Below are 25,746 nucleotides of genomic sequence, written 5' to 3'. Positions count from 1 at the left end.
ATGAGCACTCAAACCATAAATCATAGCCACAAAAAAAGACTAATCGGAAATTTTGCTTCGCTAACAGTGCTTCAAATTTTCAGCTATGTCTTGCCGTTATTAACTCTGCCATATTTGGTAAGAGTGCTAAATATAGAAACTTATGGCTTGGTTATGTTTGCTCAATCTTTTATAATATTTTTAAATATTTTTGTAGATTGGGGGTTTAATCTTTCAGCAACAAGAGATGTTTCGATAAATCGAGAAAATGAGACAAAACTAACCGAAATTTATAGCTCAGTGATGAGTATAAAGATAGCTTTTATTTTTATTTTTTTGCTTATTTTAACTATTTTAGTTTTTTTCGTGCCAAAATTTTCAGGTGATAAAAGCGTTTATTATTTATCATTTTTATGGATAGTAGGACAGGCGTTGTTTCCTGTGTGGTACTTTCAAGGTATCGAAAAAATGAAGTATATTACAATTGTCAAAGTTACGGCTCAACTTATTTTTACGATTTGTATTTTTGTTTTTGTTAAGCAAAATAGTGATTATCTCTTAGTACCATTATTTAATGGACTTGGGCTGATTATCGGCTCGTTAATCTCTTTAAAAATAATTCACATAGATTTTGGGCAAAATTTTAAATTTCAAAATTTTGCAACTCTTTGGGGATATTTTAAAGAGAGTTTTTCTTTCTTTTTATCGAGACTTTCGGTTAGCTTATATACTTCCGCAAATGCTTTTGTTTTGGGTCTTTTTACGACAAATACGATTGTGGGATATTATGCTGTTGCCGAGCAACTATACAAAGCATTACAAGCTTTTTATTATCCATTAACACAAGTGTTATATCCATATATTGCAAAAGAAAGAAATATAGCGTTATTTAAAAAAATTTTTAAATTTGCCACTATTTTTAACATAATTGGAATTTGTATTTTATATTTCATAGGGACCGAAATTTTTAATTTGCTATTTACAAACAAAATTGGAGCAGAATCCATAAAAGTATTTAATATATTTTTGGTAGTAGCAATATTCGTCGTGCCTAGCATTTTGCTTGGTTATCCGTTTTTAGGAGCTCTTGGATATGCCAAGTATGCAAATTTGAGCGTGATTTATGGCTCGATTATACATGTTGTAGGTTTAACTATACTAGCGATTTTTAACAATATAACACTATATTCGGTAGCATATATGGTTTTGGTAACGGAAATAATTGTGCTTGGATATAGAATTTTTAAAAGCAATAATCATATTGTAGCAAATAAACAAGGAATTAAAAGTGTTGCTTAAAAAAATTTTTCAATATTTGATAGATGGAACTTTATTTGTAAGACTAAAACGAAGATTATTTATATTGTTTTTGCCCAAATTTTTCAATTTATTAAAATCCAAAACCATAAAAAATAATAAAATAGTATTATCAAATTTTGATGGTTCTGGTTATAGCGATAATCCAAAATATATCGCTGAATATATAATTTCTAATAATTTAGATTATGAATTAGTATGGCTTGTGGATAAAAATAAAAATATTGATAAATCAATGTTTCCAAAAGAAATCAAAATAGTAGAATCAATTTCTTTTTCGGCATTACAAGAGCTATCATCTGCTAAAATTTGGATTGATAATACGAGAAAAATTTTTTATCCAAAAAAGAAAAAAGAACAAATTTATATCCAAACTTGGCACGGACTTTTTGCTCTTAAAATGATAGAAAAAGATGCAACTAGTTTGCCAGAAAGCTACATAAAAAAAGCTAAATTAGATTCAGCGAATATCGATTTGATTTTAAGTGGTTGCAAATTTAAAACTAAAATTTTCCAAAATAGTTTTTGGTATGATGGAGAAGTAGCAGAATTTGGAACCCCAAGAACAGATATATTTTTTGATAAAGCAAAAATAAAAAATGCAAAAAAGAAAATTTACGATTTTTATGGTATAGATGAAAATACAAAAATTTTACTGTATGCTCCAACTTTTAGAAAAACAAATAGCTTAGAGCCATACTTGTTAGATTATAGCGCTCTATTAAAAACTATCCAAAATGAATTTGGTGGCAAATGGATTATATTGGTAAGGCTTCACCCAAATCTAGCTTTTTACATGGATAAATTAAATATTTCAAAAGATGTAATTAATGCAAGTTTTTATATGGATAGTCAAGAATTGCTTTGTGCTAGCGAAACTGTAATAAGCGATTATTCAAGCATAGTTTTTGACTATTTTCTTTTAAATCGTCCCGTGTTTTTATTTTGTACAGATTTACAAGATTACACCAAAAACGACAGAGATTTTTATATAAATATTGATGAATTGCCATTTGATTTGGCTGAAAACAACTCCGAACTCCTAAAAAATATTAAAAATTTTCAGGAAAATTTATATAAAATAAAAATCCAGAATTTTCAAGAAAAATATGGTTTTATCGAAAATGGGTTATCTTGCAAAAATATGTTTGAATGGATAGAAAATGAAAAAGAATAGAAAAATTCTAATAGTATTTGGCACTCGTCCAGAAGCCATAAAAATGACTCCGCTTGTTAAAGAATTTGACAAGTATAAAGATTTGTTTGAAACAAAAGTATGTGTTACAGCACAACATCGCGAAATGCTTGATCAGGTTCTAAATTTTTTTGATATAAAAGCTGATTATGATTTAAATTTAATGAAGCCAAACCAAACCCTGTATGATATTAGTGCAAAAATTTTGGTAGATATGCGTCAAATTTTAAATGATTTTAAGCCCGATATTGTTTTTGTGCATGGTGATACTACGACAGCTTCTATGGTTGCACTATCTGCGTTTTATTCTAAAATAAAAATCGCTCACATTGAAGCTGGTCTTAGAACACATAATATGTATTCGCCATTTCCAGAAGAAGCAAATAGGCAAATAGTCGGAATTTTAGCAGATTATCATTTTGCTCCGACAAATCAAGCTATGCAAAATTTATTGCAAGAAAATAAAAAACAAGAAAATATCATAGTTACAGGAAATACGGTTATCGATGCTTTGCACCTAGCTGTTAAAAAAATAAAAAACGATAAAGATATAGCAAATAATATAATAAAAAGTTTAGAATACAAAGTGATTGATAATCGAAAATTTATCCTTGTAACAGGTCATAGAAGGGAAAATTTTGGAGAAGGATTTTTAAATATATGCAATGCTTTAAAAGATATAGCCTTAAAAAATCCTAATATAGACATAGTTTATCCTGTTCATTTAAATCCAAATGTGCAAAAACCTGTAAATGAAATTTTATCAAATTTGCAAAATGTATATTTGATAAAACCTTTGAGTTACGAAAATTTTGTTTATTTGATGGAAAAATCATATTTTATTATTACAGATAGCGGCGGAATTCAAGAAGAAGCTCCAAGCCTTGGAAAACCAGTTTTGGTTATGAGAGATACCACCGAACGACCAGAAGCCATAAAGGCAGGAACTGTAAAGTTGGTCGGGACAGATAGGGCTATAATATTTAACGAAGCGCAAAATTTATTAAATGACAAAGATAAATATGATGAAATGTCAAGTTGTCATAATCCATACGGCGACGGAAAAGCGTGTGAAAAAATTTTAAAATTTTTAGGAAATTTAAATGGATAATCTAGTTACGATTGGGATTTTAACATATCAAAGAACTGATTTGCTAGTAGAAACACTAAAAGATATTATAAAATCTAAATATAAAATAAATTTGGTAGTTGTTAATAATAATGAAAATATTGATGTTTTTAACGAAATTGAATTTATAAAACAAAATAAAAAAATTAATTTAATATATATTTGGGATAAAATGAATTATGGAGTCGCTATCGGCAGGAACAAAATAATAGAAAATTTACATACTGATTATATGATTATTTTTGATGATGATGTGGTTATACCAGATATTAACAACATAATAGAAAATTGCGTCTATACTTTTAGTAGCAATAAACATATTGGAGGAATCGCTTTTCATATAAAAGACAATAATAGCAAAAAAGCAAATCGATTTGAAATACCACATAAGAATAAAAATATAAATCTTTCTAATGATTTTTTTACTTACATATTCATTGGAGCCGGGCATGCCGTTAGTAAAAAAATTATCGATAAAATAGGCGGCTATCCGACAGATTTTGGATTATATGGTATGGAAGAAATAGATTTGGCTTTTAAAATTTTAGGAGCTGGTCATAGCATAAAATTTTTAACAAACAATGTTATTTATCATAAAAGATCACCGAGTGGTAGACATAATAATAGCTATATTTATTATTTATCATACATAAATAGGTGTAAAATAGCTATTAGATATTTTAAAATACCGTATGTTGTTTCATGTATTGTAGTTAGAGGTTTATTTATGCTATTTAAAACTAGAAATTATAAATATATAAAACAAACATTTATTGACTTAAAACAAGAATTTCCAAATAGAAATCAAAATAGTCTATTTGATGAAAATTTTTATGCTTACATAAAAGAAGTAAAAGGTTTTCTGTGGTGGTAAAAAAAAATCATTTTATCTTCTTTTTATTATCTTTGCTATTTCTTACACCGAATTTTTATTATTATTCATACGGTATAGCCAGACTTACAGATTTTACTACAATTTTGATTATGGCGTTGTACTTAATATTTAATTTAAATAACATAAAAATAAACAAACAAATATATAAATATTTAGTAGTATCATATTTGTTTTTTGTTTCGATTTTGATTAGTTTATTACTTGCTTCGGCTAATCAAAAAATTACATTTAAAGATTTTGTAGATTTAATTAGACCTTTAACAGTAATTATTTCTATATTATTTGGAATTTGCATTTCCAAACAAGGATTCAATAAAAACAAAATATCAAATTTTATCATTTTTTTAGGTTTAATTGCGGGAAGTGTTTCAATATTGGAAAAAATTGGTCTCGATATTTTTTATAAATTATATTCAGATGCTAATCATGCTTTATATAATAGAACCAGTTCTATATATTACGATTTTGCGGAATTTGGAATTATGCAATTAATTTCTGTAAGTATCTGTATAGAAAGATATATCAATTTAAAAGCTAAGAAATATATTTTTTATATACTTTTTATATTGATTGGAATTATATTTAGTACCTCCAAAGCTTCAATTTTATTATTTTTTATTTTTACATCAATGGTTGTACTATTTAATTATAAAATAATATTTTTCAAATTTAAAAATCTAATATATTTTATAGTTGTGATTTGCATATTAGCATTTGGCATATTATTATATATTAATTATGGCGACATTAAACTAATATCTGGTTTTCAAGCAATATATAATCTCGATAATAGCGATGCATCAGTAGGTAATAGAACTCAACAAATAGAAACTATCTTACCTTTAATATTCAGTTTTGATTTAAATACATTGTTTGGTTATACTTCTTTTAGAGAATTTGAGCATAGTTACATAGAGGTTGCCTTTTTCTCAAATTTATTTAGATTTGGTATCATAGGAACCTTTCTATATTACCTGTCATTTTTATTGATTATTTTCGAAAAAAATTTAAATTTTTTGATTAAATCGCTTGTTATATCGGCATGCGCAATAGATTTAGTTGCTGCTATGACCAATAGATTTAGTTTTCCAATACTAATGTTTATTTTAATTGGTATATTATTAACAAACAGGAGAAATGAAATATGAAAATTTTATTTATATCAACCGAAATTTGGTCAAAATTTAATCCAGAAGGTATAGTTGCTAATAGTATTTTACAAGGTTTTATAAAAGAAAATCATCAAGTTCATGTTATTACAAATAAAGAATTTGATTATACAAACAAGACGGTTGTTAATTCTTCTATGCCTGAAATATTAGAAAAAATTTTTAAAAATATTTTTGGATTAGAAAAAATTTTATTTGTGATAAAAACTATATTATTTCTCAAAAAAATAAATTTAAATGAATACGACTTGGTAATAACTCGCTCTGAACCAATATCGCTACATATCGTAAATTTATTTTTGCCAAATAGTATCAAAAAAATAGCAATGTTTAGCGATGTCGGCTTTCTAAGTCCGTATTATAGTAAAAAATATATATTAAAAAAAACAATATCTAAAATTATTGAAAAACAAGTATTTAAAAAATGCGACATTGTAACTCATACAAATCAATATGTTATTGATTTGTATATCGCAAATGGTTTTGATAAAGAAAAATTTTATATCTTTCCAAACCCTTTAAATATAGAAAATAAAATAAAACAATCTATTTTGCAAAAAAATAGCGAAATAATTAATTTGGCATACACTGGTTCGTTTTATGGCATAAGAACACCAGAGAAATTCTTTCAATATTTAAAAAATCAAAAAAATGATAATTTTAAAGTTTATTTAATAGGAGCTGTTAGAAATGCCTATTACGAACAAGGTAGATTTGGTAAAATAGGACAAATTTTAAAAAATAAAGATTTAAACAAATTAAAAAATTTAATTTCCAAATATTCGCTAGAAAAAAAAGTTGAAATTCTACCATTCATGAGCAAAGATGATTTATTTAAATTTATAGATAAAAATATAGATATACTTGTAAATATAGATGCTCCAATGAAAATCAATCTATTTTTATCATCAAAAGTTGTAGATTATTTAAAATTTGGTTGCAGAATACTTAATGTATCTTCTAATGGCGCTACTGTTGATTTTCTAAAATCGGTAGATGTTTACAGATATGTAGATTATTATACAGATAGTGATTTTGATTTATCTGATATAATGAATAATAAAGATTTTCTACCAAATTTAGAAAAAATAGAAAAATATAAATCTGAAAATTTGGTTAAAAATTTATTGAACCAATTTTAAAATTTTTCAATTATAGATGTCAAGTTTTAGGTAATTTTAAAAGGACTAGACTAGCATTATGGTATAATGATGCTTATGAAAACACCAAATAATCGTACTTTAAGCACTTATAAAATCAAAAAAATTATTTTTCACTTTCTCTGCGATGCAAACGCCACTTTGACAAACAAATTATTAGGCATAAATCGCAACACAATAAACAAGTATTTTATGATTTTTAGGCAAGAAATTTACGAATATCAAATGGCTAAATTTGATAAAATTATTGGCAGTGTCGAGCTTGATGAAAGCTATTTCGGCGCTAGTCGTATAAAAGGAAATAAAGTAAAATTAAAACGAGGTAGAGGCACAAGCAAACAGCCAGTGTTTGCTCTGCTTCGCTAACGCTACGCAAGAAACCTACCACTGCGTGGCACTGCTTTGCTTGTTGTGGAGTGTTACCAAACACAGACTTGCTAAATTTAATGGCATTAAGGCAAATTTTGAGCTTCATTTAAAAGAGTGTGAGTTTAGGTGGAAGAAGGATGGAAAATTAATGTATAATATACTTTTAAAATTACTTAAAAAGAAAGAGTTGCTAGGCTAGACCCTACCAAAATAACAAATGGAAACTTATATCAAATTTTACTAAAACTGATAAGAGAAAATCCGATTAAGTTCTGTTGAGACTTATTCTTATATCTTTATTATGCAAAATCATTTTTAATTATAAGGATGTGTATTTGTTTGCATATTTTGTTAAGGAAAAAGACGGACTTCATTTAGCATATTCGTATGATGGTTATAAATGGATTGCACTAAATAATAATAAATCCATTTTAAAACCTAACATTGGAAAAGATAAACTTATGCGCGATCCATCTTTAATTTATGTTGATAAAACTTTTCATTTAGTATGGACGACTTCATGGAATGATCGTATCATAGGATATACATCCTCAAAAGATATGATTAATTTCGAAAAACAAGAAGCAATCCCAGTTATGTTACACGAAAGCAAAGCTCAAAATGTTTGGGCGCCAGATTTATTTTTCGATGAAACAACATCGACCTTTTATATACTATATTCCACAACCATATTAGGGCGCCATAAACAAATGCCTACAAGTCAAAAAGAAAGAAAATATAATCATAGAATTTATGTTACTACTACAAAAAATTTTCAAGATTTTTCCATTTCAAAATTATACTTTGATCCAAATTTTATGCCAATAGATGCCACTGTGATAAAAAATCCAAAAAATAATATGCTTATAATGTTTGTTAAAAATGAAAATTCCAATCCTGCTGAAAAAAATATACGAGTAACCTTTTCAAATTCTATGCAAAAAGGATTTCCTGTTGATGTATCAAATCCTATAAATTTCGGTTCCGATTGGGTAGAAGGACCAGCTGCAATATTTATAGGCAAGGAATTATTTGTCTATTTTGATAATTATAGAAATAAAAAATTCAATTTAGTTGTAAGCAATGACGGCGGAATTTCGTGGCAGGATAGAACAGACAAACTATCTTTACCCGATGGCATTAGACATGGTAGCGTAATTAAAGTAAATAAAAAAATAGTACAAAATTTAATAAAAAAATATGGTAGTGAATAATTTTTTAACAATGTCAAATGTCTAGCATAAATGCACAATTTTTACTTATTTTTTGCTAAATTTAAGCTATAAAAATGTATAATCAAAATTCTTTTTCATTGTGCGCTCGTAGCTCAGCTGGATAGAGCATTTGATTGCGGTTCAAAAGGTCAGGGATTCGAATTCCTTCGGGCGCACCACTTTCTACACAATAAATTTTATCAAATTTGCTTAAAATAAAATCTGCAAATTAGAAGACAGATGCAACAAGCACATAACTTAAATTTTGAAATCAAGGCTTTTTTGCGATTTGCAGAGATTTTTTTGACAAAAATTTTAAAAAATATTTTGCTATTATTTACGGAATTTATCTAGTTGGTTATTTTGCACTTTTTAGAGCAAACATTAGCTATAAAGACGATATGCGCAGAGCGATAGACGGCGTTCCGGGCTTTTTAGATCCTGTTTATGGGTATAGCCGTTATGGAAGCGAATTTTTTACAAAATCATCCACATGGATTTTACTTTTAACACAGACATTTCACCGATTCCGCAACTAGTAACATTAGGCATAGTTAGCCTAGCTTCATTAGCACTTTGCAAAATTTTTACTAATAAACTAAATTTTATGACAGTTTTGGCAACTGTGCCTGTTGGACTAAGTCCATTTTATTTAGAAAATATGAGCTTTAAATTTGATTCACCGTTTATGGCGATAGCATTAGCGTTGATGATTTTTCCATTTTTATTTGTCAAAAGATTGCCGCTTTTTGCCATTATTTCGCTATTTTCTGTTTTGATTATGTCTATGACATATCAAGCAGCAAATAGTGTTTTTATAATCATAAGTATATTTTTGGCTCTAAAAATGGCTCTTGAAGGTAAAAAATGGAATAAAATTTTTAAATTTTGCTTTGTAGCACTTGTATGTTTTATTTTGCCACTACTATTTTATAAAATCGCTCTTCTTAAAACAGTTGCAGCAGGTTACGCTGGCACAGCAATATCTGATAGTTTATTAGATTCCATTTCTATAAATATTTTATATACCTTATCTGTGCCGACATTAGCTTTAAACGGCTCTCAAAATGTAAATGAAATATTTTTAAAATTTTCACTTAGATATCTACTCATAGCATTTATCATATTTATGGTTTATAAAAGCAAAATAAACAAAATTCTAGCCCTATTTTTAACTATTATTTGCATAGTAGTTAGTTTTGTGTTGCAAACAGGGACTTATTTAGTCTTATCAAACCCTACTTTTGACCCAAGAGTCTTTATGGGTTTTGGAGTTATTGTTTCTATTATTTTCCTAGGTTGCATAAATCGTGGCATAAAACCAATAAAAGCAGCGATAAATGCTTGCGTAATTTTTACTGCTTATTTTTTAATCATACAATCATCTGCTTACGCAAATGCCTTAGAAGCTCAATATAACTACAATTATCAACGGATGAGTGCCATGCAAAACGACTTAAATCGCCTTGCGCCACTTGAAGGCAAATATAGAATATGGATAAAAAATACCCCTATTCGCTTCGCTCCTGTCACTATAAACGCATCGCGAAATTATCCTATAATACCAATTTTAGTTACATCTAGACTAGGTAGAAATTATTTTTGGTCATCAGATTGGAATTATCCATTTTATGGATTTGATGGAAAATATTTTCATGGTGGAAGTTTTAGAAAAGAAGATGGTATTTACTATACACCAAACGGAAATTTTCAATTTTCCGATGAAGCCTACGATGCTATGAAATGCACAGGCGAACCACTTCGCGAAATAAAAACTCGCTTACATACGATTACAGAATATCCAGAAGCTTGTTTTATAGTGAATTATTCCTGGTAACAAAACCCTATTTTGTTTAGATTTAATATTACAAAAAACAGTGCCGAATTCTATAAATAAAATTCGGCACACTAAATTCTACCCAAATTCATCTTCCAAAAATTTTGCCAAATTTGGCTTGGAGTTTGTCTAAAAATCCCTTTTTTGTAACAAGCCCTTCGATAAATTCGTCATAAGTCGTATTGTTGGCGTGCAAAAAGCCCTCCAAATACTCATAGCTAGCCTTTATGCCCGAGCTATTTTCGATCTCGACTAGTTTTTTGTAAATCGGCTCGATTTGCTGGATTATCTCGGCTGGTGCTGGCGTGCGAAATGCCGTATGCTCCGATATTGCCGTGTGTCCGACGACCTTTTTGGTATGCGGGTCGATGACTTGATCGAGCTTGGCGATGACCCAGTAATATCTGCCGTCTTTGGCTAGATTTTTCACCGCAGCCGTAAATGGTCTGCCCTTAGAAATGCTATCCCACATTAGCTTAAATGCGATTTTTGGCATATCTGGATGCCTGACGATAGAGTGTGGTTTGCCGATGAGTTCGCCCTCGCTATATCCGCTAACCTCCAAAAAATAATCATTGACATAGGTAATGATACCGCGAGGATCCGTCTTTGAGATGATGATTTTGCTGAAATCCAACTCGATTTGTTCATCTATGGGAACAGGTCTTTCCATACTTACCTCCTATTTTTGTATATATTTTCCTTTTTGTTCTGGTATTTTAACATAAATTTTATAAATTTGTGTTATAATAGCGATTTATATTAATTCAACCAAAGGAAATTTCCAGTGAATAAAGCGGATACTATAAAAGCCGTTGAGAGATTTGTAAATTCGCAAGAAATGATGATGTTTCGCGTCAAAAAGGGGATTTATCAGGACTCAGCGCAAAATTTAGAGCAGGTATTTGCTCCGTTTAAGGATTTTTACTCGTTTTTGAAAAATCCTGCTAATAAATTGCAAGAGTTACTTGGAAATGTCGCGTATGATTCGATTGTGAGCTTTACAGAATCTAGCATTGAGCATTGTGATAAGATTTGGGGCACATATTTTGTCGAGACAAAGGGTCTGTTCAAATCAGGCATAAAATATGTCGAACCTGACTTCGTAGCGAAGGAAAAAGCCAAAGCTTACTACGACGATTTGGTCAAAAACAACGAAAAATTAATGGAATACATAGATATCGGATTACAACGCTTACACAGTTTGGAAGATAAATTATTTTTGTAATTTTATAAATTTGATATTAAATTTGTGGTTGCGCGGAGTGCGCAACCTTTTTATTTGCCCTCTTTTTCAGCTTTAATCTTAGCCAAAAACATACCGATTTCATCTTTTACGCGAAGTTTCTCTCTTTTTAGAGTATCGACTTCTAAATCGCTCATATGCACTCTGCCCTCGACTGCGGCTGCGATTTGATGATCTAAATCATCGTGTTTTTCAAACAACGCATCAAAGCGTGCATTTTTGCCTTTAAGTTCAGTGATTAAATCTCTGTATTCGTGAAACATAATATATCCTTTTGTGTGAAATAGCCTATTAGTTTAGCACAAAGGGGCTTAAAATTCGTATATATTGCAATAAAAGAAAAAATTTATATTAGTAATACCAAAATTCAATTAATATTAAAATTTAGTCGCTATAATACTAATCTATTTTTAATAATATTTAAGGAGAATTTTATGTTTAAAAAAGCACTTTTATTCGTTGCATTGTGCATGTGTGTAAATGCCCACCAAATCGTTATCCAAAACATCGACACGAACAAATATGAAGTCAAATTTTGGGCTCATGGCGAGTATGAAAAATACGAAAGCGAGCAGTTAATCGCAGCTAACGGCTACGATGAAAATTTAAAACCTATCAAAACAGGAATTGATTATAAATTTGACGACGCAAACGCCGCGCCTGTCGTGCTGACAGCCAGCAAACCAGCTTTGATGAGCGGAATTTACGACGCTGGGTATTGGATAGAAACAGATGAGGGCGGAAGCTTTGTCAAAGGCGGATTAAAGAGCGTCAAAGGCGTGGTTTTTGCAAATTCAAGAAGCCTTAAAATCGGTAAAACTTATTTTTCGTGGAACGAAGCAATGCTAAGCCCGATAGGACTTGATTTCGAAATCATCGCCCTTGCAGATCCATTTTCACTAAAAGACGGCGACAAACTCCCTGTTTTGGTGCTCAAAAACGGCAAACCATCACCAAAAACAAAATTTGAAGTCGGCGTGCATGAGGACTGGGAATTTAGCACAAACGAGTTTGGTATCGCGCTAATTCCAGTTGAAAAAGGGCTAAATGTAATCGCTGCTAAAAGCGCCAGGAGCGAGTATTCAGACCCTAATGCCAACAAACTCTTAATCCAAACCTCAATCACATTTGAGCGAAAATGAGAGTTTTAATCAGCGTTTTGTTTTGCGCTATTTTGGCGTTTGCGCATGGGATTAGCTACAATATCACGCATGATAAAGCCGTGATAATCAATGCAAATTTTGCCACTTCTATCCCAGCCAAACACGCCAAAGTGCGCATTTATCAAGGAGATAGTGCGCTCGCTATGCAAATCGCGCAGACGGACGAAAACGGCAAACTAGCCTTTTTGCCACCTGCGCCTGGGAAATACCGCGTCGAAATAAGCGCGCAGAGTGATCATGGCGAGCACAGAAGCGAATTTAGCGTGGATATTGATGAGAATTTCGGCGTTAGCAAATACGATGAGCTGGCCTTTGCAAAATATCAAGGCCTACTTAGCGTGATTGGCATTATTTTTGGACTTTTTGGCATTATAGCGTTAGTAAAAAGTAAAAAACGCGCGATTTAGCGCGAATTCAGGGTTAAATTTAGATAAATTTTATGTTCTCTTCCAAATTTCTGCTAAAATTTAGCCCTTTTTAAATTTCCCAGCGCATTTGATACCAGCTTTTATCGCCGAATTTTGATTTGCAAATTCCCTCATTTACAAAGCCAAATTTTTCGTAAAATTTCACCAAACGCTCTTTGCAGGTTAGCACGATTCCACTTTTTGCGTTTGCTTTTGCGTGTGTTTGTAGGGCGTGAATCAGCGCAGAGCCGATCTCACGACCCCTAAATTCTGGCACCACGCCAAGGCTTAGCCCCATTAGCCACGCGCCGTCTTTGTCGTAAAATTTAGCACCAAAAAACATATCATCATCGAAATCTCGCTCATTTGTGCATAGCGACACAATCTCGCCTATGATTTGATTATTTTCGCAGGCTACGAAAATATCATCAGCGAATTTCGCCAAAAACTCGCCAAAAGCCTCTTTGCTGACCCTTTGATTTGGCGGAAATGAAATGTCCTCTATGGCTTTGATAGCGTCCAAATCTGCGGTTTTCGCGCTTCGTATTTGCATAAATACTCCGAATTTTAAAATTTGAAGGAATTTAGGATTGCTAAATTTAGCCAAAAGCCAAATTTAGCAAAATTTTTGAGTTAAATTAGTTTTTAAACGATTCGATATATGCGTTTAAAACGCCGATTTGATCGTCGCTTATGCGAAGTTGGCCTCTCATCACTGCGCCCATACCATAATATCCCTTGCCGTCGTTTGCGGTGCCGTCTTTTAGGGCGTGGAGCTTCTCTAATCTCTCTTCGCTAGATAAATTTACGATAGGTGGGACTTTTGTGTAGGTTTTCTCGCCTTTTGCGCCGTGGCAAGCTACGCAGGTTTTATACAGCAATGCGCCTTGTTCTGCCACTTCTGGGCTTATGCTAGGCGCAGGAGCGGCTGCGGTTGCGTTCGTATCAGCTGTGGTTTCAGCCGCATCAGTAGCGTTTGCCTCAGTAGCACTCGCCTCTGCACTTGGCTGGGCAGCAGTCGCGTTTGCCTCGGCTGCGACCTCGCTATTAGCGTTTGTTTCGCTTGCATTAGCAGGAGTCATATATGCGCCTAAATCCAAATTCGCCGCGTCTGGCATGGTTTCTACCGTGAGCTCTGGTGCCCCGTAAGACAAAGAGCCCAAACAAAATACCGCGCAAGATATTAAAAACAATTTTCTTTTCATTTTTACCCCTTTCATAAAAACATAGGATTATAGCGTAAAATTTTAATAAATTTTAAATTATTTCAAAAATTTTGGGTTAAATTTTGCATTTAAATTTAACCCAAATTTTGCCCTAAATTTGGGCTATTCGTTTATGCGCTCTGGGCCAATGTAGAGTTGGCGAGGGCGGACGATTTTGATAGTTTCTTGCTCTTTGAGCTCTATCCATTGCGCCATCCAGCCAGGGCTTCTGCCCATTACGAAGATTACGGCAAACATTTCTGTCGGAATTCCGAGCGCTTTTAGGATTAGACCTGAGTTGAAATCGACATTTGGATAGAGGTTGCGAGATACGAAATATTCGTCATTTAGCACGATTTCTTCTAATCTATTTGCCACACGGATTAAATTTGTATCGATTCCGATCTCTTCGATTAGCTGATTTCGCAGACCTTTTAGCACCTTGGCGCGCGGATCGTAGTTTTTATAAACGCGGTGTCCAAAGCCCATTAGGCGGAACGGATCGGATTTGTCCTTGGCTTTGGCGATGTATTTATCGACATTTTCTGGTGTGCCTATCATTTCTAGCTGGCGAATTACGCTTTCGTTCGCCCCGCCATGCGCGTGTCCCCATAGCGCGCCGATACCTGCGCTTATGCACGCATAAGGGTGAGCGTGAGTAGAACCTACCGTGCGCACCGTCGTCGTTGAGGCGTTTTGCTCGTGGTCAGCGTGGAGCATAAGCACGCTATCTAGGGCTTTGACTTCGATTGGTTTGAGATCGACATGCGAGTGCGGGAAGCTTCGCATCATATACAAGAAATTTTCCGTAAATCCACGCGCCAAATCAGGGTAAATGATAGGATAGCCTTTGGAGTGGCGATAATAAAACGCCGCAAGGGTAGGCATTTTGGCTACTAATCGTTTTGCCATTTCCATGTATTCGCTAGGATCGTCAAAGCTCATATCCTTAGAGTAATACGCGCTAAGTGTCGCAATACATGCCTGCAAAACCGCCATAGGGTGGGCGCGATCTGGAAATGCGTCGAAAAGTTTTAGGATTTTTTCGTTGATAAATGAGCGGGTTTTTAGCTCGTATAAAAATGCGTTGTATTCGTCCTTGCTAGGCAGTTTTTTATTTAGCAGTAGATACACGACATCAAGGTAGCGTTTGTTTTGCGCTAGCCACGCGATATCGTATCCACGGTGCATAAGCTCGCCCTTTTCGCCGTCAATGTATGTAATCGAGCTTTTGCACATGGCTGTGGAGGTATATCCCCTATCTAGGGTAAACATTCCAGTGTCTTTGTAAAAATTCGAAATGTCAATTACGCTAGGACCCATTGTGCCATCAAGGATTGGGAAGTCGTATGTCGCGCCATTGCGGTTGTCGCGCAAGGTAACGGAGTTGGAAAATTGAGTTTCGCTCATCATCGCCCCTTTTAAAAAATCTAATCCGTAGATTATAGCTAAAATTTATGTAGTTTTAATAAACAAAATGCACGCAAAATTTCATCAAATTTAGCTTTTTTCTAGCCTTGGCTTGCTAAAATGCGAGGTTTAGGAGAGTTTATGAGAGTATTCGTGTGCGCCACGAAGTCCGAGGCGCAGGGTCTGGTGGAGAGATTTAGACTAAAAAAAAGTAGCGTTAAATTTGGCGAAAAAGAGGCTAAATTCGGCGAGAGTGGCGCAAGTTTTGGCGAAAAAAGTGTCAATGTGTGGCTAGGCGAGGGAATTTTGCTTTTTATCTGCGGTGTGGGCTTTGGCAAAAACGGCGAAAACACGCAAATTTTTGGCGAAATTTTGGCTAAATTTAGCCCCAAAACAGCCATAAATTTTGGAATTTGTGGTTGTAATAGCGATGAAATCGATGTCGGCGAGGGATTTTTGTGGGACGAAAACAGTGCGCCAAAAGGGGCGAGCTTAATCTGCGTTAGCACCCCGCAAACTACGAAAATTTCGGCGCCCACGATAAGTTTATACGATATGGAAAGCGCGAAATTCAAAGAAATTTGCGCTAAATTTGGCGTGAAATTTAAAATTTACAAGGTCGTAAGCGACCATTTAATCGACGCTAAAATCGACAAAGCCAGCACTTGTGCGCTACTTAGGGCGCATGCGGAAAAAATAGGAGAGTTATGAGTGAAATAAATGGCGAGTTCAAACTCGCACTAAACGCCGAAAATAGCGAGCTTTTGCGCGAATTTTTTCTATCGGGGCATTTTAGCTTTCAAGAGCGCAAGCAAATCGCCGAAATTTGCGCTGATTTGCAGGCTTGGGGCGAAAATGTGGGGGAAATTTTAAAAATAGCGAAATTTGACGAAAATCGTGGCGAAAATTTTGCTTCGAATTTCAGCGGGAATTCTAACGCAAATTCTAACACAAATTTCGCCGAAAATTCTAGCGTAAATTTTAGCGAAAATCCTATCGTAAATTCAGCGCCAAATTTACAATCCAAACCCGCCTCAAACCACGCTTCTAAGCAGGTTTTCGCGCGCATAAAATCCGCGTATGAGCTAATCAAATCGCGCCCGCCTGCGTATGAAAATTTCACTCCGCACTACACGCCCAAACGCTACGAAATATCGCGTTTTGCGGGCGAAAAGCTAGCCCTTGGTCGCTGTCCTGTCGCTAGCGAGGGGACGCGCTGTTGCAATCTACTCACGCTCGATGCGGTCAATTCGTGCGGTTTTGACTGCTCGTATTGCGCGATTGGCTCGTTTTACAAAAACGGCGTCGTGGGATTTGACGAAAATTTCGGCGCAAATCTAGCGAAACTGCACCTTGATAGTGATAAAATTTATCATATCGGCACAGGTCAGAGCTCGGATTCACTCATGTGGGGCGATAATTTCGGCATTTTAAGCGCGCTAAATTCCTTCGCCAGAGCGCATGAAAATGTGATTTTGGAGCTTAAAAGCAAGTCGAATAATATTTCCTTTTTTTTGCAAAACGATATTTCGCGCAACATCATCGTGACATTTTCGCTAAATCCGCAAATCATTATCGAAAATGAAGAACATCTCAGCGCTAGCCTAGATGAGCGCTTAAATGCTGCCAAAAAACTGGCGCAAAAGGGCATTTTGGTGGGATTTCACTTTCACCCGATGATTTATTTCGAAGGTTGGCGTGATGAATACAGCGCGATTTTTGCGCGATTGGTGCGCGAATTTGACCCTAGTAGCGTAGCACTTGTATCCTTTGGCACGCTGACATTTATAAAACCAGTTATCAAAAAACTGCGCGCCAGAGGCTTAGAGAGCAAAATTTTGCAAATGCCATTTTCGCAGGCAAACGGCAAAATTTCATACCCCAAAAATATCAAGCTTGAAATGTTTAAATTCGCCTATTCTAGCCTGCGCGCGTGGCACGAGGAAGTGTTTTTTTATCTTTGCATGGAGGACGAGGCACTCTGGGGCGAGGTTTTTGGGCGCGAGTTTGCCAGCAACGACGAATTCGAGCGCGCGATGAAAGAGGCGTATATGCGCAAAATAAAGGAAAATCTATGAAAAAAGCGTTGATTACGGGCGCAGGTGGCGGGATCGGCAGTGCGATAGCGCGAAAATTTAGCCAAAATGGCTTTGAAATTATAACCTTAAATTCGAGATTTGAGGATACTGCCTCGCTTAAAAAAGAGCTAGTAAATTTGAGCAAAGAGAGCTTCGATGCTGTGATTTTATGCGCTGGCGTGGGGAATTTCGACCCTTTCGAGGCGGTAAGTGCAGATGAGATTTCGCGCGTGATAAGCGTGAATTTAAGCGCAAATTTGATAATCCTAAATGCGCTAATCAATTCGCTCAAACGCTCGCACGCCCATATCATCGGCATTGCTTCGATTGAGGCGCACAGACACTCGCGATTTAGCGCGCTGTATTCGGCGTCCAAGGCGGGACTAAGAGCGTTTTTGCTATGTTTGTTTGAAGAGTATCGCAAGGATTTGCGCGTAACCTGCATAAGCCCCGATATGACGCAAACGCCCTTTTTTGCGGATTTGCGCTTCGAGCCGAGCAGTGATGAGCGCGCCTATATCGACCCAGACGAGATTGCAAATTTCGCCTATGAGGCGTATAAAACCAAGTCAAATTTGAGCGAAATCGTAATTCGCCCGCGTATCGTAGGGATAGCGAAAAAATAAAATTTTGGCGTTTTTTGCGTATAGTTTTTGCTACGATTACACTTATTTTCTTTTAAAATAGTTTATAAATCAATATTGCAAATTTTAGTTTTGATTAAGAGGGAGGTATTATAATGTAAAAGTTTTTATAAAGGATATAAATGTCAAAAACAAAGCAAAATTTGCAAATTTCCACACCAAATTTATCAGAAGCGCAAAAATACATAAAATCTTGGAATAATGACAAAGAAAACGAGCATTACAGGGTGCAAGAAAAGGCACTTAATCAGCTTTTTCAGGCTTATTCTGAAAACACCGATTTGATTAAAATTTTGCTCAAATCGGCTGCTTTAAATGACTTTTACAGCACAAATATATTTTCGATTTATGAAATGGCAAAGCACATAAAAGAGCTAAAAATCGATGAAAGCTTGCAAAAAGGCGACGCAAATTTGGTAAATAAAATAGCGAAGATTAAGATAAAAGAAAAAGAGAAAAATTTCTACTCTTTTGCTAGCAAATACTGCTCTTTTCACAATCCAGATGAATTTCCTATTTATGATTCTTATGTCGCAAAAATCTTGTTGTATTTCGACAAAAAAGGCAAATTTTCAAAATTTAGTCAAAACGATTTGAAAAATTATCCAACATATAAAAACGCAATATTTGAATTTAGAAAATTCTACGAGTTAGAAAAACTTAGTATCAAAGAGCTAGACCAGTATTTATGGCTATTAGGAAAAGAAAAATTTAATAAATTTAAATAAAAGGATAAAAAATGAGAAAGATTTTTTTATTTGCACTGTGTGCTTATCTTAGTTGCAATGCCGCTGGGCTAGAAAAAAGCGAGATTATGGACATTATAGAGTATTGCCAAAGTGATATTTCTCCTAATAACGAAACTTATTGCAGTGGTTTTGAGGAAATATTACAAAATACAATCAAAAACAATATAAATGATAAAATAGCAAAAGATGAGCAAGAAGCCACCGCTCAATGCAAAGAGCTAAAAGGCGATGTGTATGCTTGTAATTATATGGTCTTAATAAATGCAAAAAACAACGATTTAGATAATTCACAAATGCAAGATGCGTTGGGGCAAATCTGCAATCTCACCAAAAATCCAGAAAGCTGCACGGTAAATAAAGGCAATACAGAACAAGATAAAATAAAAATGCAAACTGCTTACAAAAATGCGTGTCAAAATGGCGATATGTATGCGTGCGGATTTGTAGATGAAATTTCTTTGCAACAAAAAAGCTGCGATGCAAATTTTGCTTTGGGTTGCTTTAACCTAGCTAATACCTACGATCAAAATAATGATAAAGAAAATGCACTTAAATATTACGCAAAAGCATGCAAAAGTGCAAATATGAAATTAAGCATAATGGATTATTGGATACAGCCAAAAACCCTTTCTTGCATAAGCGTATTTGTAAAAGACTATTCATTAAAAACAAAAAATAAGGCTGATATTTCAAGGGTTACGACAGATATTATGACGCTAGTAAGTGATGTGAGTGCGTATTATACAGCCACATGCAAACTTTCTAAATTTGAAGAGATGAGCTATGTGAAAATTTCGCCGACTAAGGTTAGCGACAAAGATATGAGTGCTACATATACAATCAACGAAAAAGAGTGCGTTGAAATTTACATTGAAAACAAAGATGGTTTGCCATTTGGAATAAGAAAAGGAAAAGATAGTGGCGATGAAGTTTGCAAAAAACTATATCAAGAAAAATCGATCCAAAAATTAATGGCAGAACCGCAAAATTTACAAAAAGAATATTGTGCTAATTAAACAAAGGAGATATTATGAAAATTTTAAATTTAATTTTGCTTAGCACTTTATGTGCCACTACGATACATGCCCAAAACAGCGATATTTTGCAACAATGGGGCAGAAAAGGTGCAGAAAATAAAAGCATAGAGAGTTCGACAAATGCACAAAGCAACGATGATATTAAAATAAATGTTGTTAAAAAATTTATTGAAGTTGCAATTTCAAATTTTGATGAAGCCTTAAAAAAATATGGCACAAATTCTTTTAAAAATGCATACGATAAATGTTGGGAAATAGATGAAACAGGGGTAGATTGTGCGAATTTCGACCCTATTTTAGGCACACAAGAGTATTTGATAGACTCAAAATTTGAATTTAGTATGGATAAATTCGGAAATGTTGAAGTCGAACATACTTCGAAAGTAGAAGCAACAAAGGAAATCGTAAAAGGCAAAGTTTTTTATAAACTACAATGTTATGATAAATGCGAGATTGATGAAATATATCACACGGATAATTCCAACGGTTTTTTTGGCGTAAAAGAGGAATTATTATCAACAATTGCTACAAATTCTAGCCAAAATAATACAAAAGCACAGTAGGGTGGGCATCCTTGCCCACCATAATCTAAAATTTCGGCACAGTATCCGAAATTTGCGACAGCGGAATTTATACTAAATTTTGCAAAAATTCATCTTTGCTAAAATCGTCAAAAATGGTGAAATTCTCAAATTTTGCCGCATTTAAAAGCAAAGCAGAGCGCCCAAAGCCGATGATTTTGCGCGCCATTGCGCCGGAGCGAAGCCACGCGGTAAAGATTGAGTTATAGACCAAATCCTCGCACTCTCCGTCGCAGACGATCACAGCGTCGTTTCCATAGAGGCTATCGTCGCTGACATCGGCCCTCACGCAGGCTTTTTGCGCGCTTTGCACGGCTTCTTTGAGCGCATAGATTCGCACTTTGTGCTGGCAAGCACTTAGGGCGGTTAAAATTTGGGCTAGGTTTAAAAGTGAGAAATTATCATAGATTACAACGGCGATTTTCACGGATTTCCTTTAAATTTTTACGCGATTTTAATTAAATTTTGTTTAAAATTCCATATTTTTATAAGGAGAAAATATGATATACGAAGATGATATAATTTTTATCGAGCGCGAGGAGAGCGAAATCCCGTGGATTAAAATTTTCGCCAAAACTAAGGCAAAGGAGATTACGGATTTGCCAAGCGAGCAAATCGCACACCTTTGGGCGGCTGTTTTGGAGTGCGAAAGAAGCATGCGAGACTTCTACAACCCCGATAAAATCAATATCGCAAGCTTCGCAAACTATGTGCCCAAAGTCCATATCCACCTGCAAGCTAGGTTTAAAAACGACAGCTTTTTCCCCGAGAGTATGTGGGGTAAAAAAATGCGAAAAGCCAAACTCGATCTGCCAAATTTCGACGAATTTGCCCAAATTTTAAGCGCAAATTTAAAGATAGCATTTAAGTAGGTTTTGATTTATTTCTACGCAGATAAAACAGAGCCAAAAGCAAAATTAGTGCGCAAAATCCGCTGATAAAAAAGCCGAATTTCGCGCCAAATTTATCCGTGAAAAACCCCGCAAAAAGCGCGCCAAATGGCGTGCTTCCTAAGAAAAATAGAGTGTAGATACTCATTATCCTACCGCGAAATTCGTTGCTGGTGTGCATTTGCACGGTCGAGTTCATCGACGAGTTTGTCAAAACGAAAAAAAATCCAAGCAGCGCGATTAGCGTGGCATTGTAAACAAAGCTCGCCACAGCCCCAGCCAGCGCGCAGATCACGCACACAAGCACGGCGCAAATGCGGATAGATTTCAGCGACAAATTCCCAAAACTAGCAACTCCCAGCGCCCCACACAGCGCCCCAAGCCCCAAAAGCGACATCAAATACCCAAAATACCGCTCGCCCTGAGCCAGATCGAATTTCACAAAGGCTGAAATTGTGATATTGTAATTAGGTATGAAGGTCGATAAAATCAGCACAATGAACAGAATTTCGCTTAAAATTTTTTTAGAAAGCATATACGAAAAGCCCTGTTTAATGAGTGCTAGGGGGCTTAAATTTGAGCGCGACACTTTGCTAGCGGGCTCGGAAATTTTGACAAAAAATAGCGAGATAATGACGGCTAAAAAGCTAATAGTATTTATCACGAAGCACCATTTCGCGCCAAAGTGCGCCATTATCAGCCCAGCAAGCGCAGGTCCTGTGATACGGGCTAGGTTGAAAGAGATCGAATTTAGCGCGACTGCGTTTGGAAGCTCGGAGCTAGAAGCGATGAGTGAGCGCACGAGGGCTTGGCGCGAGGGCGAGTCAAACGCCGTAAATACGCCGTTTATGAGGGAAAGCGTGAAAATGTTTGCGAAGCTAAATGCCTCAAACCACGCTAAAAAGGCGAAAATGCACGCTATGATCATCATGCCGATTTGCGCGCACAAAAGTATGCGAAGCTTGTCAAAGCGATCGAGCAAAACGCCCGAGAATAGCGTGAATATTAGCGATGGCAAAAACTGCGCGAGGCTAACAAGCCCCACCTTAAAGGGGTCGTGCGTGAGCGTGAGCGCAATCCAAGGAAGCGCGATTGTTTGCATCCACGAGCCGATTAATGAGAGATTCATGCCAATCCAATAAAGCCTGAAATTGCGGTATTTGAGGGAGTGAAATGGATTTCTCATAAATTTTCCTTGTCAAATTTGGGCTAAATTTTACTCATAAATTTCGAAAATTTCGCTGAAATATGGGGTTTGGATAGGGCAAAATTTCGCCAAGACAGCGACTGCGCGCCACTTGATTGTCATTGCGAGCATAGCGAAGCAATCCAATAAAATTTAAAACAAATTTCTATTTAAATTTTGAAATTCTGCAAAAACACTGCGTCGAAATTTTATATTCGTAGATTGCCACGAAACGGCTTACGCCGTTTCTCGCAATGACAAATCAGAGGCAAAGGAATTTCTCTGGATTGCTTTGTCAAAGCTTTGCCTTTCCTCGCAATGACAATAAAGAGCGTATCGGCGCAGTATTTAAAGCTTGCGAAGCGCAATGATAGATTATCGTCATCGAAAGGAGCTGTTTAATGGGCTAAATTTCACAAAATTATCTATTTAAAATCATTGATTTTAGTATGCGTTTGCCTGCTTCAACGCCCGGCTGGTCGTAGGTATTCACGCCCAAAATCGCCCCAACCGCGCTAGTTAGTAGCTCAAAATAATAAAACAAAAATCCAGCGTTTGCCTCATCTAGCGCGCCTACTTCGATGACATCGACGCTCACACCCTCATTTATCACAGCCTGCGCGGTCGCATCGCACTGGAAATTTAGCACACTCTCCAAGCTTAGATCATTTACAAAGTCGCAACTAGCCAAATTTCCCAAGCTCAAATTTGGGATTTTTCGCGATGTGCCGGAGTTTTTTAGCTTCATAAATGTTACTGTTTTATCCTTCACGCCGTCCATGATAAGCTGCAAGAAGCTGTGCTGATCGCGCGAGCCCACGAGCCCAACAGGGGTTAGACCATAGCGAGTGTAGCCGATTTTTTTGCCGATACTCTCCGCCCAGAGCTGGACATACCAGTCGTTGAAGGCTTTGAGCCTGTCGCAATAGCTGAAAATCACATTGATTGTGGCGTTTTTGTGAGTGGCGTAGTGGCGGGCTTTTTGCACGACTTCGTTATTTTCTAAATTTTCGAAATTTCCGTTTAGGATTTCGCCTAGAAACCTTTCTTGCGCCATTTTCGCGCCACCTAGCAAGGCGCGCGCATCAAGCCCGAGAGCGAGAGCTGGCACGAGACCAACTGCGCTAAGCACGCTAAATCGCCCGCCCACATTGGCTGGCATATTTATCACGGTGGCGTTTTGAGCTTTTGCGTAGGTTTCTAACGCCGAATTTGGATCTGTGATAAAGATGAAATTACGGCTCAAATCCTGCGCGCCAAACTCATCTAAAACGACCTTAAATAGCGAAATGGTTTCGATTGTGGTGCCGGATTTGGACGAGATGATAAAGAGCGTATCGCTAAATTTGAGCCCATCTAAGGCGTTTTTGACGCTAAAATCGTCTAAATTATCCAAAATTTCAAATCTTAAATTTGGCTCTATTTTTTCGCGTAGCATTTCGTAAAACGCCCTTACACCCACGCTCGAACCGCCGATTCCCACGACTACGACAGCGCTAAAATTTTTGCCAGCTAAAAACTCGCTAGCCTGCGCAATCGCGCTCTCGCCGCTATCTGGTAGATGATAATACCCAATCTCGCCACCTTCGAATTCATCTTTTAGCGCCAAAGCGACATTTTTTAGCGCGTCGTTTTTGGCTTTGGTGAAAAAAAGTTTATTTTTTATCATTTTTTTTCTTTGCAAATTCTTTTTCATAAAAATACTTCGTCGCCTCGACATAGCCCTCCACGGAGCCACAATCAAAGCGTTTGCCCTTGAATTTATACGCCATTACAACGCCGTTTTTGGCCTGCTCCAAAAGCGCGTCAGTGATTTGAATTTCGCCGTTTTTGCCAGCTGGCGTGCGCTCGATGATATCAAAAATATCAGGCGTGAGTATGTATCTGCCAATGATCGCTAGGTTTGACGGGGAGTCCTTTGGGGCTGGTTTTTCGACCATATCGCTAACCATAATCAAATCATCGCTGATGCTTTTGCCCGCGATTACGCCGTATTTGCTGACATCTTCTTTTTCTACTTCCATTACGGCTACGATTGAGCAACGATATTTCTCATAAACTTTAACCATTTGTGCTAGCACGCCCTCGCCACCTGTATTTATACACAAATCATCAGCCAAAACTACGCCAAATGGCTCATCTCTAACGAGAGTTTTGCCTGTAAAAATCGCATGTCCTAGACCCTTCATATCCTCTTGACGGGTAAATGAAAACTGACAAGATGACATTAAATTTCTAATATCATCTAGCAAATACTCTTTGCTAGTGCCCTTGATTTGGTCTTCTAGCTCGTAGCTTCTATCGAAATAATCCTCCAAAGCGCGCTTTCCACGCCCTGTGACAAATGCCATATTATCCATGCCGGCCTCTAATGCCTCATCTACGCCATAGTGAATTAGCGGTTTTGTAAGGATTGGAAGCATTTCCTTAGGTAGCGATTTTGTGGCTGGCAAAAAACGCGTGCCATACCCCGCAGCAGGAAATAAGCAAGTCTTGATCATGATTGTATCCTTTTGAAATTTTGTAAAATTTGAATTGTAGCGCAAAAAGATAAAATTTTGAGAATTTTAAACAAGGATTTGCTAAAATTCGGCGTTTTAAATATTTTGCGCGAATTTACATAAAAAGGTTAAAATGACATACGCTTCGTTGCTTTGCTTTATAATTTCACTTTTTCTGGCTAAATTTTTACACAAAAAATGGCTTTTGGGCGTTGCTTGTGCGGGAATTTTTGTGTATATTTTACTTATGCTTGTAGATTTTCTTTTTGTAAAATACACAGGAAAATCGCTTACATATTTTTCATTAAATTTATTTAAAATTAGCATTGTTGGCGCCCCTATCGCGACATTTACAAAGCAGATTATCACAGTGGCTTTGGTAATT

At 35.6% G+C, this 25,746-nt stretch carries 28 protein-coding genes, 1 tRNA gene and 1 pseudogene; 21 read left to right on the top strand and 9 right to left on the bottom strand.

From position 1 onward, the window contains the following. The 10 genes and pseudogenes from OFN67_RS05125 (at position 1) to OFN67_RS05080 (ending at position 10,264) form a co-directional block, all read left to right on the top strand. Positions 1-1,278: an oligosaccharide flippase family protein gene (locus OFN67_RS05125; protein WP_270868945.1), complete on the top strand. Its 1,278-nt coding sequence runs from the start codon at positions 1-3 to the stop codon at positions 1,276-1,278. Beyond that, on the top strand, positions 1,268-2,473 hold the full coding sequence (locus tag OFN67_RS05120; protein WP_270868946.1) for a CDP-glycerol glycerophosphotransferase family protein: 1,206 nt from the start codon (positions 1,268-1,270) through the stop codon (positions 2,471-2,473). Before OFN67_RS05125 ends, OFN67_RS05120 begins: the two co-directional genes overlap by 11 nt. Then, positions 2,460-3,602 carry a non-hydrolyzing UDP-N-acetylglucosamine 2-epimerase gene (gene wecB / locus OFN67_RS05115; RefSeq protein WP_270868947.1) on the top strand — a complete coding sequence of 381 codons (1,143 nt, stop codon included), beginning with the start codon at positions 2,460-2,462 and terminating at the stop codon, positions 3,600-3,602. Before OFN67_RS05120 ends, wecB begins: the two co-directional genes overlap by 14 nt. Beyond that, a complete protein-coding gene (locus tag OFN67_RS05110) occupies positions 3,595-4,494 on the top strand; it encodes a glycosyltransferase family 2 protein (protein WP_270868948.1) in 900 nt (299 codons plus the stop codon). The genes wecB and OFN67_RS05110 overlap by 8 nt, the downstream gene beginning before the upstream one ends. Beyond that, entirely contained in the window at positions 4,485-5,663 is a 1,179-nt protein-coding gene (locus OFN67_RS05105) for a hypothetical protein (RefSeq protein ID WP_270868949.1), read from the top strand. Before OFN67_RS05110 ends, OFN67_RS05105 begins: the two co-directional genes overlap by 10 nt. After that, positions 5,660-6,826, top strand: a complete 1,167-nt coding sequence (locus OFN67_RS05100) for a glycosyltransferase (RefSeq protein ID WP_270868950.1) — start codon at positions 5,660-5,662, stop codon at positions 6,824-6,826. Before OFN67_RS05105 ends, OFN67_RS05100 begins: the two co-directional genes overlap by 4 nt. 69 nt (positions 6,827-6,895) lie before the next feature. After that, a pseudogene (locus tag OFN67_RS05095) lies at positions 6,896-7,412 on the top strand (IS1595 family transposase). A gap of 136 nt (positions 7,413-7,548) precedes the next feature. Next, on the top strand, positions 7,549-8,427 hold the full coding sequence (locus tag OFN67_RS05090; RefSeq protein ID WP_270868951.1) for a glycoside hydrolase family 43 protein: 879 nt from the start codon (positions 7,549-7,551) through the stop codon (positions 8,425-8,427). Positions 8,428-8,529: 102 nt separating this feature from the next. Beyond that, positions 8,530-8,606: transfer RNA gene (locus OFN67_RS05085), tRNA-Arg, on the top strand. Positions 8,607-8,899: 293 nt separating this feature from the next. Then, the gene (locus OFN67_RS05080; RefSeq protein WP_270868970.1) at positions 8,900-10,264 is read left to right on the top strand and encodes a glucosyltransferase domain-containing protein; all 1,365 of its coding nucleotides are present in this window, start codon (positions 8,900-8,902) and stop codon (positions 10,262-10,264) included. An 88-nt stretch (positions 10,265-10,352) separates the two neighbouring features. On the opposite strand, the gene OFN67_RS05075 is transcribed toward OFN67_RS05080, so the two are convergent. Further along, positions 10,353-10,937, bottom strand: coding sequence for a PAS domain-containing protein (locus tag OFN67_RS05075; RefSeq protein WP_270858310.1), 585 nt, complete (start codon positions 10,935-10,937; stop codon positions 10,353-10,355). A 114-nt stretch (positions 10,938-11,051) separates the two neighbouring features. Between OFN67_RS05075 and OFN67_RS05070 the strand changes: the two genes are divergently transcribed. Continuing rightward, positions 11,052-11,492 (top strand): hypothetical protein, encoded by a 441-nt coding sequence (locus OFN67_RS05070; protein ID WP_270858311.1) that lies wholly within the window; start codon positions 11,052-11,054, stop codon positions 11,490-11,492. A 50-nt stretch (positions 11,493-11,542) separates the two neighbouring features. Here OFN67_RS05070 and OFN67_RS05065 read toward each other — a convergent pair whose 3' ends face one another. After that, positions 11,543-11,773, bottom strand: a complete 231-nt coding sequence (locus OFN67_RS05065; RefSeq protein ID WP_270868952.1) for a YdcH family protein — start codon at positions 11,771-11,773, stop codon at positions 11,543-11,545. Between the two features lie 171 nt (positions 11,774-11,944). Here OFN67_RS05065 and OFN67_RS05060 point away from each other — a divergent pair, with 171 nt between their 5' ends. Next, positions 11,945-12,652: a DUF4198 domain-containing protein gene (locus OFN67_RS05060; protein ID WP_270868953.1), complete on the top strand. Its 708-nt coding sequence runs from the start codon at positions 11,945-11,947 to the stop codon at positions 12,650-12,652. Further along, positions 12,649-13,080, top strand: coding sequence for a hypothetical protein (locus tag OFN67_RS05055; protein WP_270868954.1), 432 nt, complete (start codon positions 12,649-12,651; stop codon positions 13,078-13,080). The genes OFN67_RS05060 and OFN67_RS05055 overlap by 4 nt, the downstream gene beginning before the upstream one ends. A 70-nt stretch (positions 13,081-13,150) precedes the next feature. Here OFN67_RS05055 and OFN67_RS05050 read toward each other — a convergent pair whose 3' ends face one another. The 3 genes from OFN67_RS05050 to OFN67_RS05040 form a co-directional block, all read right to left on the bottom strand. After that, entirely contained in the window at positions 13,151-13,633 is a 483-nt protein-coding gene (locus OFN67_RS05050) for a GNAT family N-acetyltransferase (protein ID WP_270868955.1), read from the bottom strand. A gap of 85 nt (positions 13,634-13,718) precedes the next feature. Next, positions 13,719-14,285: a c-type cytochrome gene (locus OFN67_RS05045; RefSeq protein ID WP_270868956.1), complete on the bottom strand. Its 567-nt coding sequence runs from the start codon at positions 14,283-14,285 to the stop codon at positions 13,719-13,721. A 123-nt stretch (positions 14,286-14,408) separates the two neighbouring features. Continuing rightward, complete coding sequence (locus OFN67_RS05040) at positions 14,409-15,695, bottom strand: citrate synthase (RefSeq protein ID WP_270868957.1); 1,287 nt, start codon at positions 15,693-15,695, stop codon at positions 14,409-14,411. A gap of 141 nt (positions 15,696-15,836) precedes the next feature. Between OFN67_RS05040 and OFN67_RS05035 the strand changes: the two genes are divergently transcribed. From OFN67_RS05035 to OFN67_RS05010, 6 genes are all read left to right on the top strand, one after another. Next, a complete protein-coding gene (locus tag OFN67_RS05035) occupies positions 15,837-16,406 on the top strand; it encodes a hypothetical protein (protein ID WP_270868958.1) in 570 nt (189 codons plus the stop codon). Then, positions 16,403-17,773 carry an SPL family radical SAM protein gene (locus OFN67_RS05030; RefSeq protein ID WP_270868959.1) on the top strand — a complete coding sequence of 457 codons (1,371 nt, stop codon included), beginning with the start codon at positions 16,403-16,405 and terminating at the stop codon, positions 17,771-17,773. Before OFN67_RS05035 ends, OFN67_RS05030 begins: the two co-directional genes overlap by 4 nt. After that, entirely contained in the window at positions 17,770-18,399 is a 630-nt protein-coding gene (locus OFN67_RS05025; protein WP_270868960.1) for an SDR family oxidoreductase, read from the top strand. Before OFN67_RS05030 ends, OFN67_RS05025 begins: the two co-directional genes overlap by 4 nt. 140 nt (positions 18,400-18,539) lie before the next feature. Further along, positions 18,540-19,145: a hypothetical protein gene (locus OFN67_RS05020; RefSeq protein WP_270868961.1), complete on the top strand. Its 606-nt coding sequence runs from the start codon at positions 18,540-18,542 to the stop codon at positions 19,143-19,145. Between the two features lie 11 nt (positions 19,146-19,156). Beyond that, complete coding sequence (locus tag OFN67_RS05015) at positions 19,157-20,182, top strand: hypothetical protein (protein WP_270868962.1); 1,026 nt, start codon at positions 19,157-19,159, stop codon at positions 20,180-20,182. Positions 20,183-20,196: 14 nt separating this feature from the next. Continuing rightward, positions 20,197-20,766 carry a hypothetical protein gene (locus OFN67_RS05010; RefSeq protein WP_270868963.1) on the top strand — a complete coding sequence of 190 codons (570 nt, stop codon included), beginning with the start codon at positions 20,197-20,199 and terminating at the stop codon, positions 20,764-20,766. A gap of 67 nt (positions 20,767-20,833) precedes the next feature. Here the strand turns inward: OFN67_RS05010 and OFN67_RS05005 are convergent, their stop codons facing one another. After that, positions 20,834-21,211 (bottom strand): hypothetical protein, encoded by a 378-nt coding sequence (locus OFN67_RS05005; protein ID WP_270868964.1) that lies wholly within the window; start codon positions 21,209-21,211, stop codon positions 20,834-20,836. 73 nt (positions 21,212-21,284) lie between these two features. On the opposite strand from OFN67_RS05005, the gene OFN67_RS05000 reads away from it, so the two are divergent. Further along, a complete protein-coding gene (locus tag OFN67_RS05000; protein WP_270868965.1) occupies positions 21,285-21,656 on the top strand; it encodes an HIT family protein in 372 nt (123 codons plus the stop codon). Here the strand turns inward: OFN67_RS05000 and OFN67_RS04995 are convergent. The 3 genes from OFN67_RS04995 to galU form a co-directional block, all read right to left on the bottom strand. Next, complete coding sequence (locus OFN67_RS04995) at positions 21,649-22,860, bottom strand: MFS transporter (RefSeq protein WP_270868966.1); 1,212 nt, start codon at positions 22,858-22,860, stop codon at positions 21,649-21,651. The genes OFN67_RS05000 and OFN67_RS04995 overlap by 8 nt on opposite strands. 421 nt (positions 22,861-23,281) lie before the next feature. Further along, complete coding sequence (locus OFN67_RS04990; RefSeq protein ID WP_270868967.1) at positions 23,282-24,529, bottom strand: glucose-6-phosphate isomerase; 1,248 nt, start codon at positions 24,527-24,529, stop codon at positions 23,282-23,284. Further along, entirely contained in the window at positions 24,516-25,361 is an 846-nt protein-coding gene (gene galU / locus OFN67_RS04985; protein WP_270868968.1) for a UTP--glucose-1-phosphate uridylyltransferase GalU, read from the bottom strand. The genes OFN67_RS04990 and galU overlap by 14 nt, the downstream gene beginning before the upstream one ends. A 133-nt stretch (positions 25,362-25,494) precedes the next feature. Between galU and OFN67_RS04980 the strand changes: the two genes are divergently transcribed. Further along, on the top strand, positions 25,495-25,746 hold a 252-nt coding region (locus OFN67_RS04980), incomplete at its 3' end, for a hypothetical protein (protein ID WP_270873981.1).

Source organism: Campylobacter sp. JMF_11 EL3 (genome assembly GCF_027736965.1).
In the GTDB taxonomy this organism is placed as follows: domain Bacteria; phylum Campylobacterota; class Campylobacteria; order Campylobacterales; family Campylobacteraceae; genus Campylobacter_B.
Note: the sequence above shows the minus strand (reverse complement) of the source record. Positions and strands in the feature narration are given on the sequence as shown.

Bases quoted from the DNA above. Each gene is read 5' to 3' on its own strand.
- OFN67_RS05125 (WP_270868945.1), top strand. From the start codon at position 1: ATGAGCACTCAAACCATAAATCATAGCCACAAAAAAAGACTAATCGGA.
- wecB (WP_270868947.1), top strand. From the start codon at position 2,460: ATGAAAAAGAATAGAAAAATTCTAATAGTATTTGGCACTCGTCCAGAA.
- OFN67_RS05110 (WP_270868948.1), top strand. From the start codon at position 3,595: ATGGATAATCTAGTTACGATTGGGATTTTAACATATCAAAGAACTGAT.
- OFN67_RS05100 (WP_270868950.1), top strand. From the start codon at position 5,660: ATGAAAATTTTATTTATATCAACCGAAATTTGGTCAAAATTTAATCCA.
- OFN67_RS05075 (WP_270858310.1), bottom strand. From the start codon at position 10,937: ATGGAAAGACCTGTTCCCATAGATGAACAAATCGAGTTGGATTTCAGC.
- OFN67_RS05065 (WP_270868952.1), bottom strand. From the start codon at position 11,773: ATGTTTCACGAATACAGAGATTTAATCACTGAACTTAAAGGCAAAAAT.
- OFN67_RS05060 (WP_270868953.1), top strand. From the start codon at position 11,945: ATGTTTAAAAAAGCACTTTTATTCGTTGCATTGTGCATGTGTGTAAAT.
- OFN67_RS05055 (WP_270868954.1), top strand. From the start codon at position 12,649: ATGAGAGTTTTAATCAGCGTTTTGTTTTGCGCTATTTTGGCGTTTGCG.
- OFN67_RS05050 (WP_270868955.1), bottom strand. From the start codon at position 13,633: ATGCAAATACGAAGCGCGAAAACCGCAGATTTGGACGCTATCAAAGCC.
- OFN67_RS05045 (WP_270868956.1), bottom strand. From the start codon at position 14,285: ATGAAAAGAAAATTGTTTTTAATATCTTGCGCGGTATTTTGTTTGGGC.
- OFN67_RS05040 (WP_270868957.1), bottom strand. From the start codon at position 15,695: ATGAGCGAAACTCAATTTTCCAACTCCGTTACCTTGCGCGACAACCGC.
- OFN67_RS05035 (WP_270868958.1), top strand. From the start codon at position 15,837: ATGAGAGTATTCGTGTGCGCCACGAAGTCCGAGGCGCAGGGTCTGGTG.
- OFN67_RS05030 (WP_270868959.1), top strand. From the start codon at position 16,403: ATGAGTGAAATAAATGGCGAGTTCAAACTCGCACTAAACGCCGAAAAT.
- OFN67_RS05025 (WP_270868960.1), top strand. From the start codon at position 17,770: ATGAAAAAAGCGTTGATTACGGGCGCAGGTGGCGGGATCGGCAGTGCG.
- OFN67_RS05020 (WP_270868961.1), top strand. From the start codon at position 18,540: ATGTCAAAAACAAAGCAAAATTTGCAAATTTCCACACCAAATTTATCA.
- OFN67_RS05015 (WP_270868962.1), top strand. From the start codon at position 19,157: ATGAGAAAGATTTTTTTATTTGCACTGTGTGCTTATCTTAGTTGCAAT.
- OFN67_RS05010 (WP_270868963.1), top strand. From the start codon at position 20,197: ATGAAAATTTTAAATTTAATTTTGCTTAGCACTTTATGTGCCACTACG.
- OFN67_RS05000 (WP_270868965.1), top strand. From the start codon at position 21,285: ATGATATACGAAGATGATATAATTTTTATCGAGCGCGAGGAGAGCGAA.
- OFN67_RS04995 (WP_270868966.1), bottom strand. From the start codon at position 22,860: ATGAGAAATCCATTTCACTCCCTCAAATACCGCAATTTCAGGCTTTAT.
- OFN67_RS04990 (WP_270868967.1), bottom strand. From the start codon at position 24,529: ATGATAAAAAATAAACTTTTTTTCACCAAAGCCAAAAACGACGCGCTA.
- galU (WP_270868968.1), bottom strand. From the start codon at position 25,361: ATGATCAAGACTTGCTTATTTCCTGCTGCGGGGTATGGCACGCGTTTT.